Below are 11389 nucleotides of genomic sequence, written 5' to 3' on the forward strand. Positions count from 1 at the left end.
CTGGCGGCCGGATTATCTACCGTAGAGGTAGCGAGGCGGTGGAGGTTCAACATGTTTGATTGACGCTGTTAGGCCAACCCCTTACCCTTCGCCGATTGTTTCAGGTGCCCCGCGGCAAGCGCTGGTGGGGTGAAACAGGGAAGCCGGTACGCCACGCCGCGTTCAACGCGCCGCACGGCAAAGCCGGCGCTGCCCCCGCAACGGTAGATGAGTCAACGCTTGCGCACAGGCCACTGGGTTAACCGGGAAGGCGCGCCAGTGGGGCACCACGCCCGCTCATAAGCCCGGAGACCGGCCTGAAGCCCCTATGCACGGTGCGTTAATCGCCCCGTTAACCTATGGATCGCCGCGCGGGTGAGAGCGGCATCGACGCCGGCGCGCCAGCCTTGGTTGGCGCGGGTGCTTCGTCGATGCGCACGCGTGAGCGAGGAGAGCAGCGATGAACGACACCCCCCAGCGCGACGAGCGCCACCTGGCCCGCATGGCGCGCAAAAAAGCCGTAATCGATGCCCGCATTGCCGCCTCTGCCGACGAGCGCGGTGTATGGCTGGTGCTCACTGGCAATGGCAAGGGCAAAAGCAGCTCGGGGTTCGGCATGCTGGCCCGGGCCATGGGCCATAACCTGCGCTGTGCGGTGGTACAGTTCATTAAAGGCCGCCACACCACAGGCGAAGAGGCCTTCTTCCGCCGCTTCCCCGAGCAGGTCAGCTACCACGTGATGGGCGAAGGCTTTACCTGGGAAACCCAGGACCGTCAGCGTGATATCGCCGCTGCCCAGGCCGCCTGGGAGGTGACCAAGCGCGTACTGGAAGATCCTTCGGTTGATTTCGTGCTGCTCGATGAGCTGAACATCGCCCTCAAGCATGGCTACCTGGACCTCGCCCAGGTCATCGCCGACCTTAAGGCTCGCCCGCCCTTACAGCATGTGATCGTCACCGGCCGTGGCGCCAAGCCTGAAATGATCGAAGCCGCCGATACCGTCAGCGAGCTGGGCGCGGTCAAGCACGCCTTCGCCGCCGGCATTCGCGCGCAAAAAGGCATCGAGTGGTGAGTATGCCCCGCCGTTGCCCGGCCATGCTGATCGCGGCCCCCGCCTCCGGCCAAGGCAAAACCACCGTAACCGCGGCCTTGGCGCGCCTGCACCGCAACCGCGGGCGGCGTGTGCGGGTGTTCAAGTGTGGCCCGGATTTTCTCGACCCGATGATTCTGGAGCGGGCCAGCGGCGCGCCGGTGTACCAGCTGGACCTGTGGATGGTCGGCGCCGAGCATAGCCGTCGATTGTTGTGGGAAGCGGCTGAAACCGCGGACGTTATTTTGGTGGAAGGGGTGATGGGGCTGTTCGACGGTATTCCGTCCAGCGCAGACCTGGCTATCGCCCTGGGCTTGCCGGTGATGGCGGTGATTGATGGCACTGCCATGGCGCAGACCTTCGGCGCGCTGGCCCTGGGCTTGGCCCGTTATAACCTTGAATTGCCCTTCCTAGGGGTATTGGCCAACCGGGTAGGCAGCGAGCGCCATGGCCAACTGTTGCGCGACAGCCTGACCGAGGGCCTGCGCTGGTTCGGCGGTTTGCCCCGCGAGCAAGGTTTCACGCTACCTAGCCGCCACTTGGGGCTGGTGCAAGCCAGTGAGCTGGAAGACCTGGACCGGCGCCTGGACACGGCAGCCGATGCCCTGGCCGCCAGTTGTGACGACGCCCTGCCGCCACCGGTAACCTTTGCCCCGCCGGTGTCGATGCCGCTCCCAGCATTGCTCGATGGCGTGCGTATCGCGGTGGCCCACGACCAGGCCTTCGCCTTCCTGTACCGGGCCAATCTCGATGCGCTGCGGGAGATGGGGGCCGAACTGAGCTTCTTCTCGCCCCTGGCCGATACCCAGTTGCCGCTGTGCGATAGCCTGTACCTCCCCGGGGGCTATCCCGAGTTGCATCACCATCGCCTAGGCGCCAATACCCCGATGCTCGAAGCCATTCGTGCCCACCATCAGGCAGGCAAGCCGCTATTGGCCGAATGCGGCGGCATGCTGTACCTGATGGAGGGCCTCACCAACGTGGCGGGCGAGCGCGCGCCTATGCTGGGTGTGATGCCGGGAGAAGCTGCCTTGCAAAAACGCCTGGCCGCGTTGGCATTGCAGCAGGTGAACCTGCTCGGTGGTTGCCTGCGTGGGCATACCTATCACCACTCCCTGACCACTACCCCTTGGGCGCCCGTGGCCCGGGGGGAAAGCCCTAACGGTGGCCGTGGCGCCGAAGCGGTGTACCAGCGCGGGCGCCTTACGGCGTCGTATGTTCATTTTTACTTTCCTTCAGGCCCGGCCCTCGCCGCCGCCTTGCTGCGCCCCGAGGCGCGCCCATGACGAATCACGCTTACAGCCAAGCCGAGCGCAACGCGGTGTATCGCGCGATCGCCGAACGGCGCGACATGCGCCATTTCATCGAAGGGCAGGTGCCGCCGGAGGTGTTGCAGCGCCTGCTGGCGGCCGCTCACCAGGCGCCGAGCGTGGGCCTGATGCAGCCCTGGCGGTTCATTCGTATACGCCAGGCTCAATTGCGCAGTGCGATTCACCAGCTAGTGGAAGAGGAGCGAGTGCGCACGGCTCAGGCTTTGGGTGAGCGCTGCGATGACTTTATGGCCCTTAAGGTAGAAGGCATCAAAGACTGCGCCGAATTGCTGGTGGTAGCCCTGGGCGATGAGCGCGAACGCCACGTGTTCGGCCGCCGCACCCTGCCCGAGATGGACCTGGCGTCACTGGCTTGCGCGGTGCAGAACCTGTGGCTAGCCGCCCGTGCCGAGGGCTTGGGAATGGGCTGGGTATCGCTGTTTGATCCACAGCGCCTGGGCAAGCTGTTGAACATACCCGCCGGTGGCAAGGCAGTAGGCGTATTGTGCCTGGGCCCTGTGGCCAGCTTTTATGACCAGCCCATGCTGACCCTGGAAGGCTGGGCTCAAGCACGCCCCTTGCAAGCGTTGTTATTCGATGACAGCTGGGGGGTAACCTCATGAGCCTGGCCTTGGTTTGTGTGGCGGCGGTTGCATCAGACGCGCTGTTGGGCGAGCCGCGCCGGTGGCACCCGTTGGTGGGCTTCGGCCGGCTGGCCCAGCGGCTGGAGCAGCGCTTTAACTCTGCCGGCCATGGTTGGCGCAGCCACGGTGTCACCGCCTGGTTGCTGGCCGTGGTCCCGCCAGTGCTGGTGATTACGTTACTGTCCTGGCTGCCGCTGATTGGCGAGTTGGTAGAAATAGTGGCGCTGTATTGGGCACTGGGGCTGCGCAGCCTGGGTGAACATGTGTTGCCGGTGACCCAGGCGCTGCGGGCGGGCGACCTGCCCAAGGCCCGTGAGCGGGTAGGGCGCCTGGTCAGCCGCCACACCGCCGAACTCGACGCCGTTGGCGTGGCCAAGGCTGCTACGGAGTCAGCCCTTGAAAACGGCAGCGATGCGGTCTTTGCCGCCGTGTTCTGGTTTGCCGTGGGCGGTGTACCCGGCGTGGTGCTGTACCGCTTGGCCAATACCCTTGACGCCATGTGGGGCTATCGCAATGAGCGCTTCGAGCGCTTCGGCTGGGCCGCGGCTCGCATCGACGATCTGCTTAACCTGCTCCCCGCCCGATTGGTGGCATTGACCTACGCGGTGCTGGGTAAAACGCGCCTGGCCCTACGCTGCTGGTGGCACCAGGGCAAGCGCTGGGACAGCCCCAACGCAGGCCCAGTGATGGCGGCCGGCGCCGGTGCGCTGGGGGTGACGCTGGGCGGCCCGGCGATTTATCACGGCGAGCTGCATGAGCGGCCTGAACTGGGCGAAGGGCCGGCGCCTACCGCCGAGACGGTGGAGCGCGCTTGGGCCCTGGTGCAGCGCGGTGTGTGGCTGTGGTTGCTGATCATCTGCGTGGGAGCGCAATTCTATGCTTGAACACGGGGGGCGCCTGCGCGCCGCGGCCCAGGCCTTTGGCATTGAAGAAGCCGCCTGGGTAGACCTGTCCACCGGCATCGCGCCGTGGCCGTGGCCCATCCCTACCATTGCCGAGCGCGCGTGGGCCCGCCTGCCTGAAGCCGATGACGGTCTGGACACCGCGGCCTGTGACTACTATGGCGCCGAGCATGCTTTGCCCGTCGCTGGTTCCCAGGCCGCGATCCAGATGCTTCCGCGCTTGCGCCGGGTCGGCAAAGTGGGCGTGCTCAGCCCGTGCTACGCCGAACATGCCCATGCCTGGCGCCACGCCGGCCACTTGGTGCGCGAGTTGGCCGAAGATGACGTGGGCGAGTACTTGGGCGCCCTGGATGTGCTGGTGGTGGTCAACCCTAACAACCCCACGGGGCGGATGATTGACCGCGACTGCCTGCTGGCCTGGCACGCGCGGCTAGCGGAGCAGGGCGGCTGGCTGGTGGTGGACGAAGCCTTTATGGACATGACCCCGGCGCACAGCCTGGCCGCTGAAACCCACCGGTCGGGGCTGATCGTGTTGCGGTCATTCGGCAAGTTCTTTGGCTTGGCCGGCGTTCGCTTAGGTTTTGTTCTGGCCGAGGCCCGTTTGCTTTCAGCGCTGGCCGAGCATTTAGGGCCCTGGTCGGTCTCGGGCCCCACCCGCAGCTTGGGCGTGGCCTGCCTGCGTGACGAGCCCGGCCATCGGCGGCAGATCGAGCGCTGTGGCGCCGCGGCCGCTCGCCTGGGGACGGTGCTGCGCGAGCATGGCCTGGCACCCAGCGGTGGTTGCATGCTGTTTCAGTGGGTGTATACCCCGCACGCCGAAGCGCTGTACCTTCACCTGGCGCGAGAGGCGGTGCTGGTTCGGCTGTTCGCCGCTACCAGCAGCCTGAGGTTCGGGTTGCCTGCCGATAACGCTCAGTGGCAGCGCCTTGATGTTGCGTTGGCTGCGTTTTCGGGAGCCGCCTGATGCCTACCCTGATGGTGCAAGGCACCACCTCCGATGCCGGCAAAAGCACCCTGGTGACCGCGCTGTGCCGCTGGCTGCACCGGCAAGGCGTGACAGTCGCGCCTTTTAAGCCGCAGAACATGGCGCTAAACAGTGCGGTGACCGCCGAGGGCGGGGAAATCGGCCGCGCCCAAGCGGTGCAAGCCCAGGCCTGTGGCCTGGCCCCCCACACCGACATGAACCCGGTGCTGCTCAAACCCAACAGTGAAACCGGTGCCCAGGTGATCATTCACGGGAAAGCCGTAGGCAATATGAATGCCCTGCGCTATCACGGGTACAAGCCCACCGCCCTGCGCGCGGTGTTGGCGTCCCATGAGCGGCTGCGCGCCGCTTACCAGGTAGTGATGGTGGAAGGCGCCGGGTCGCCCGCGGAAATCAACCTGCGCGAAGGCGACATCGCCAACATGGGCTTTGCCGAGGCCGTGGGTTGCCCGGTGATCCTGGTGGCCGACATTAATCGCGGCGGGGTTTTCGCGCACTTGGTGGGCACCTTGGCCCTGCTGTCGCCCAGCGAACAGGCGCGGGTACAGGGGTTCGTGATCAACCGCTTTCGCGGGGACCTGGCCCTGTTGCAACCTGGCCTGGATTGGCTCGAAGCCCACACCGGCAAGCCGGTACTGGGGGTGCTGCCCTACCTGATGGACTTCCACCTGGAAGCCGAAGACGCCGTGGATAGTCGCCAGCCCAGCAAAAGCGGTGAGCTGCTCAGGGTCGTGGTGCCAGTGCTACCGCGCATCAGTAACCACACCGACTTCGACCCCCTGCGCCTGCACCCTCAGGTTGCGCTGAGTTTCATCCGCCCCGGCGAGGCTATACCTGCCGCGGATCTGATCATCCTGCCCGGCTCCAAAAGCGTACGGGCAGACCTCGCCCGCCTGCGCGACAGCGGTTGGGAGCAAGCCATTACCCGCCACCTGCGTTATGGGGGCAAGGTGCTGGGCATTTGCGGCGGCCTACAGATGCTCGGCCACCAGCTTCATGATCCATTGGGCCTAGAGGGGCCGGCAGGCAGCAGCTCAGGCCTGGGTTGGCTGCAACTGAGCACTACCCTGGCGGCGGAAAAGCAACTGCGTAACGTGAGCGGGCGCCTGGCACTCAATGGCGAGCCGGTGCGGGGGTACGAAATTCATGCCGGGGTGAGCACAGGCGCGGCTTTGAGCCGGCCTGCCCTGTGGCTCGGTGAAGGCCGGCCCGACGGCGCCTTGAGCGACGACGGCCAGATTATGGGCACCTACGTGCATGGTGTATTCGAATCCTCCTCGGCCTGCGCCGCGCTGCTTCGCTGGGCGGGGCTGGAAAACGCCACTGAGCTGGATTACGACGGCGTGCGCGAACGGGAAATCGAGCGGTTGGCGGACCTGGTTGCCGAACATCTGGACACCGACCGGCTATTTGCCCTCTGCCAGGAGCCCTGCTGATATGTTGCGATTGATCCTGGGCGGCGCGCGGTCCGGCAAAAGCCGCCTGGCCGAAAGCCTGGCCGAGGCCTGCGCCTTGCCGGTCACCTACATCGCTACCAGCGAGCCCCGCGATGCTGAGCTCGATGCCAGGGTGCGCCTGCACCAGGCACGGCGCCCGGCCCACTGGCAACTGATCGAAGAGCCGCTGGCCCTTGCCACAGTGTTGGCGACCCACGCCAAAGCAGACCGGTGCCTGTTGGTGGACTGCCTTACCCTGTGGCTGACCAACCTGCTGATGCTTGACGACCCGCAACGGCTCGCCGCTGAGCGTGACGCGCTGCTCGCAGGCCTGCCCGAGCTACCTGGCGAGATCATATTGGTCAGTAACGAGACCGGGTTGGGCATCGTGCCCCTAGGCGAGCTGACCCGCCGCTACGTGGATGAAGCCGGTTTGCTTCATCAAGCCATTGCCCAGCGCTGCCATCAAGTGGTGCTGACCATGGCCGGATTGCCACTGACCTTGAAAGGACCCCAGCCATGACCGCAGCCTGGTGGCGCGCCCCTTGCGCCAGCGCCCACGCAGATATCGCCGAGCAAGCCCAGGAGCGCCAGCGGCAATTGACCAAGCCCGCTGGCTCCCTAGGCCAGCTGGAAACCCTCGCCATACGCCTGGCCGCGCTGCAGGGCAGCCCCTTGCCCAAGGTCGAGCGAGTAAGCATCGCGGTCTTTGCCGCTGATCACGGCATCGTTGCCGAAGGCGTATCGCCTTACCCCCAGGCCGTGACCGGCCAGATGCTGCGCAACTTCATCAATGGGGGCGCGGCGATCAGCGTATTGGCCAAAAGCCTGGGCGCGAACCTGAACGTAGTGGACATGGGTACCGTAGAGCCCCTGTCGCTGCCCGGTGTTCGCTCGATGCGCCTGGGTGCCGGTACCCGCAACTTCGCCCTGGAAGCTGCCATGACGCCCTGCGAGTGCGAGCAGGCCTTGCAGGCTGGGCGGGAGGTTGTCCAGCAGGCGGCGGCAGGCGGGGCGCACCTGTTCATTGGCGGTGAAATGGGCATCGGCAATACCAGCGCCGCCAGTGCTTTGGGCTGTCTATTGCTAGGCTGTACGGCCAGCGAACTGGTAGGGCCAGGCACCGGCCTGGCTCCTGAGGGGGTGAAGCATAAAACCCAGGTGATCGAAGCCGCGTGCCAGTTGCACGGGGCTAAGGCAGCCGATCCCATGGCGACACTCGCCTGCGTAGGTGGTTTTGAAATCGCGGCTTTAGCCGGCAGTTACCTGGGGGCCGCGCAAGCCGGAGTGCCGGTGATGGTGGATGGGTTTATCTGCTCGGTGGCGGCCTTGGTGGCCGTGCGCTTGAACCCCGGTTGCCTACCTTGGCTGTTTTTCGCCCACCAAGGCGCCGAGCCCGGCCACGCTCGTGTGCTCCACGCCATGGGCGCACAACCGTTGCTAGACCTTGGGCTGCGCTTGGGTGAAGGCAGCGGCGCCGCGCTGGCGGTGCCTTTGATGCGCCTGGCCTGCGCGCTTCATGCGGGCATGGCCACTTTCGCCGAGGCCGCGGTAGCGGATCGCCCAGCATGAGCGTGCGCCTGGATTTGCTGCGCCATGGTGAAACAGAGCGCGGTGGTGGCTTTCGCGGCAGCCTGGATGACGCCCTGACCCCTACGGGTTGGCGTGCAATGGACGCCGCCGTGCAAGGCCAGGGCCCTTGGGACGCTATCTTGACCTCGCCCTTGCAGCGCTGCGCTGCCTTTGCCGAAGGGTTGGCTGGCCGTTTGAGCCTGCCTTTGGTGCCCATGCCAGCGCTGCGCGAACTGCATTTTGGTGAATGGGAGGGCCGTAGCGCCGCCGAACTGATGGTGGATCAGGCTGAAGCACTGGGACATTTCTGGCGTGACCCCTTTACCTTCACACCGCCTGGCGCCGAACCGCTGAGTGACTTTTGTAGTCGAGTAGGGAAGGCCATTGCTGGCTTGGCTTCGGTGTATGCCGGGCAGCGTGTGCTCTTGGTCGGCCATGCCGGGGTGATGCGTTTGCTTTTGGCCCAGGCCAGGGGCCTGCCGGCCTCGGCCCTGCTCCAGGTAGACGTGGCCCATGGCGCGCTGCACTCGGTGTGCGTAAACGCTAGCGGCAAACTGGCGGCGCTGTGATGATGCCTTGGTGGATTGCCCTACAGTTTCTGAGTAGCCTGCCAGTTAGCCTGCCCCGGGTGCCCACGGCGCAGGAGACTGGCCGGTCTTTGCTCTATTACCCTTTGGTGGGCCTGGTGTTCGCCTTGGTGCTGTCAGCCTTGAACCAGCTGCTAGGCGGCGGCCCTTTGTTGCTGCGCGCGGCACTGTTGCTGGCAGCCTGGGTAGCGCTTACTGGCGGCCTGCACCTCGATGGCCTGGCGGATACCGCCGATGCTTGGGTCGGGGGCTATGGTGATCGCGAACGGACGCTGACCATTATGAAGGATCCGCGCAGCGGGCCCATGGCTGTGATAGCCCTGGTGCTGCTGTTGCTGGTGAAGTTCGCCGCCTTGGTCGCGCTGCTCGAAGCAGGCAAACACGGCTGGTTATGGGTACCTCTGCTCGGCCGCGCGGCCCTGCTCGGGTTGTTCCTGACCACGCCTTACGTGCGCCCAGGCGGGCTGGGGCAGGCATTGGCCAGCCATGTGCCCCGCAGGCCTGCGTGGTGCGTGTTGGGCCTGTGCCTGGCGCTCGGCTTACTGCTTATGGGGCAAGCCCTGCTGATGGGCGCGGTGGTATTCGTATGGCTGCGCTGGTTACTGCTTAGGCGCCTGGGCGGTACCACTGGCGATACCGCGGGGGCGGTACTCGAATGCATTGAGGCGGCAGTGTTGGCAGGTTTGGCGTTTAGCCTGTGAAGCGGGTATAGCCCTTGCACCAGGCCCCGCCCACTTCCCACTGGGCGTTGGCCAGTAGGGAGCGGGCTGAGGCGCCAGGCCGCGAGTTAGAACTTGTAGGTCAAGGAGCTACCGAAGCCATGGGCACTGTTGTGATAGCTAGAGCTATAAGCGCCTTTGCTTGCGCTGGCCAGGTTCACGTCCACGCTTTCTTCTTTGAGGTAGGAATAGGCGAAGTCCAGCGTGATGTTATCCGTTGGGCTGTAGCCGGCCCCCAGGCTCAGGATGCGACGGTCCCCAGTGGGAATGCGCGGTGAGCGGTTGGTGTTGTTGGTGGGGGACTGATCAACGCTCAAGCCCGTGCGCAGGGTCCACTGATTATTCACCTTGTAGGACGCCCCGATGGCATGGGCCCAGGTGTCGTGCCAGTTCTGCTCTTCAGTAATGGTACCCAGGCCAAGGCGGTTGGCGGCGGCGCTACCGGAGTTCTCTATGGTGATGCTTTCCAGGCGGCTCCAGCGTGTCCAGGTACTGCCCCCGTACAACGTCCAGCGGTCGTTAAGCTCGTGGGTAAAGGACAGGTCTACCGACTCTGGGGTAGTGATATCCAGAGAAGCATCGGCCTTGAAGTTGAACGCTGGCAGGCCCGGAACAGGCAAGGGGTTCAAGTTGCGAACCTTGGTTTTGCCGTCCAGCTTGTAGTCCACTTTGGAGTGATAGGTTAGGCCTACTCGGGTTTTGTCGGTGGCTTGTACCAAGATACCGGCATTGAAGCCCATCGCGGTATCGTCACCCTTGATCTTGACCTGGCCATCACCACCGGAAATCGGATTTTTCGCATTGATGGTGCGGGAGGTCAGCTCGCCTTCGAGCCGGTTGAAGGTTGGGCCAATCCCGATGGACACCTTGTCATTGAAGGCATAGCTGATAGTGGGCTGGAAGGTAACCACCTTGACCACGCTTTTGTCTGCCCAATACCGCCCGGCAAAGCCACTTTCATAGTCCGTTGCCAGGCCAAAGGGCGCATACACGCCCAAGCCCAAGGCCCATTGGTCATTGAGCGGCTTTACGTAGTAGCCCATGGGCACGCCCACCAGAGGCACCATATCGCCTTCACTGCTGCCACCCAGGGTAGAGCGGGAATGGTCGATATCGCTATTGGCATAGATGCCAGCGGCGCCAAAGCTGATTTGTTCTTGCTTGATACGCGCCATGCCTGCCGGGTTTCCGGCTACGGTACTGGCATCGAGCGCTGATGACGATCGACCCGCGAAGCCCACGCCCATGCCACTGACACTTTGCTCATTGATGGCGAAACCGGCGGCGAGGAGCTGAGTGGAGGCGAGCGTGACTGCTAGGCCAAGGCTCGATCTGATCATGACTTTTTTCATTGTTGTTGGTACTCCGAGGGTGATCACCGGCGCAAATTACCAATAAATCTTAAACGGCGCTATAGCTTGTATCGCGCAGGCTAGAGCGCCTTTGTAGGACAATCCAAGGAAAATCTTGTAGGACAATTCTAGGTTGTGCACCAGCAGGCCTACTAAGGTTCGGATTAATGGCGATGGTATTTTGACATTTCAAGAGCACCTTGGCTTGAGCGCAACCCGACAACCAGCCTGGCGTGGGGTTTCAAAGCGGTGATCTATTTTTGACACATCCCTCGGCGCAGTGACAAACGTCTGCCCCCCCATGGTGTCGGCATTCCTTGTTTGATCATTCTGCCCAGGCGAATACTGAGCGGATTATTTGTAACAAGGGTAAAAAATTGCGTTGAACCGGCCTGTAAAAGGGAACGGTAAGCCAGGGAGACAGGCACTGTTACTCTCTACCTCGAAGCTTAGCTTCAAAGCCGATGAGCGAAGGGCGTTTCGTCGTTGGCGCGGTGCGCGCAAGGGCGCGGGCGCCGGGGGAAGGCGCCCAGGGAGCGCGGGTCAGGCAACCAGGGACTGGCGCGCGCGCTCGATGACAGCCTGCAGTGGAGCGGGTGCTGCGTACTGCTCAGGGTACAAACGCTGGGTATGGCGGGCCACGCCATGCTCGTTGACCACCGAGAAGCTGAAGCTATCGTTACGGGCGGCGATGATTACGCAGCGCAGCGGTGCGAAGGCTTGGGACAGCGTTGAGATAGCAACTTGGGTTTGGGTGTTGACGTTCATTATTGTGTTCCTGCGATTGACACGGATCAGAGCCGTGAACATTGG

12 protein-coding genes and 1 riboswitch are annotated in these 11389 nt (G+C 64.0%); of the genes, 10 read left to right on the top strand and 2 right to left on the bottom strand.

Annotation, left to right across the window (positions count from 1 at the left end; translation table 11 throughout):
• Nucleotides 1–85: 85 nt before the first annotated feature.
• A riboswitch (cobalamin riboswitch) is annotated at nt 86–314 on the top strand.
• 125 nt (nt 315–439) lie between these two features.
• The 10 genes from cobO to ACWKV4_RS12590 are packed head-to-tail and all read left to right on the top strand — an operon-like array spanning nt 440 to nt 9206.
• Entirely contained in the window at nt 440–1051 is a 612-nt protein-coding gene (gene cobO, locus ACWKV4_RS12545; RefSeq protein ID WP_483832372.1) for a cob(I)yrinic acid a,c-diamide adenosyltransferase, read from the top strand.
• Nucleotides 1048–2355, top strand: a complete 1308-nt coding sequence (locus tag ACWKV4_RS12550) for a cobyrinic acid a,c-diamide synthase CobB (protein WP_483832371.1) — start codon at nt 1048–1050, stop codon at nt 2353–2355. Before cobO ends, ACWKV4_RS12550 begins: the two co-directional genes overlap by 4 nt.
• Nucleotides 2352–3002 (top strand): 5,6-dimethylbenzimidazole synthase, encoded by a 651-nt coding sequence (gene bluB, locus ACWKV4_RS12555; RefSeq protein WP_483832370.1) that lies wholly within the window; start codon nt 2352–2354, stop codon nt 3000–3002. Before ACWKV4_RS12550 ends, bluB begins: the two co-directional genes overlap by 4 nt.
• Nucleotides 2999–3907, top strand: coding sequence for an adenosylcobinamide-phosphate synthase CbiB (gene cbiB / locus ACWKV4_RS12560; protein WP_483832369.1), 909 nt, complete (start codon nt 2999–3001; stop codon nt 3905–3907). Before bluB ends, cbiB begins: the two co-directional genes overlap by 4 nt.
• Complete coding sequence (gene cobD / locus ACWKV4_RS12565; protein WP_483832368.1) at nt 3900–4889, top strand: threonine-phosphate decarboxylase CobD; 990 nt, start codon at nt 3900–3902, stop codon at nt 4887–4889. The genes cbiB and cobD overlap by 8 nt, the downstream gene beginning before the upstream one ends.
• Nucleotides 4889–6346: a cobyric acid synthase gene (locus tag ACWKV4_RS12570; protein WP_483832367.1), complete on the top strand. Its 1458-nt coding sequence runs from the start codon at nt 4889–4891 to the stop codon at nt 6344–6346. Before cobD ends, ACWKV4_RS12570 begins: the two co-directional genes overlap by 1 nt.
• Nucleotide 6347: 1 nt before the next feature.
• Nucleotides 6348–6869 (top strand): bifunctional adenosylcobinamide kinase/adenosylcobinamide-phosphate guanylyltransferase, encoded by a 522-nt coding sequence (cobU, locus tag ACWKV4_RS12575; protein WP_483832366.1) that lies wholly within the window; start codon nt 6348–6350, stop codon nt 6867–6869.
• A complete protein-coding gene (gene cobT / locus ACWKV4_RS12580) occupies nt 6866–7918 on the top strand; it encodes a nicotinate-nucleotide--dimethylbenzimidazole phosphoribosyltransferase (protein ID WP_483832365.1) in 1053 nt (350 codons plus the stop codon). The genes cobU and cobT overlap by 4 nt, the downstream gene beginning before the upstream one ends.
• Complete coding sequence (cobC, locus tag ACWKV4_RS12585; protein ID WP_483832364.1) at nt 7915–8487, top strand: alpha-ribazole phosphatase family protein; 573 nt, start codon at nt 7915–7917, stop codon at nt 8485–8487. Before cobT ends, cobC begins: the two co-directional genes overlap by 4 nt.
• A complete protein-coding gene (locus ACWKV4_RS12590) occupies nt 8487–9206 on the top strand; it encodes an adenosylcobinamide-GDP ribazoletransferase (protein WP_483832363.1) in 720 nt (239 codons plus the stop codon). The genes cobC and ACWKV4_RS12590 overlap by 1 nt, the downstream gene beginning before the upstream one ends.
• Before the next feature lie 86 nt (nt 9207–9292).
• Here the strand turns inward: ACWKV4_RS12590 and ACWKV4_RS12595 are convergent, their stop codons facing one another.
• Nucleotides 9293–10576 carry an OmpP1/FadL family transporter gene (locus ACWKV4_RS12595; protein WP_483832362.1) on the bottom strand — a complete coding sequence of 428 codons (1284 nt, stop codon included), beginning with the start codon at nt 10574–10576 and terminating at the stop codon, nt 9293–9295.
• Between the two features lie 543 nt (nt 10577–11119).
• On the bottom strand, nt 11120–11344 hold the full coding sequence (locus tag ACWKV4_RS12600; RefSeq protein WP_483832361.1) for a hypothetical protein: 225 nt from the start codon (nt 11342–11344) through the stop codon (nt 11120–11122).
• Nucleotides 11345–11389: the final 45 nt, after the last annotated feature.

The organism is Pseudomonas artemisiae, assembly GCF_057128685.1.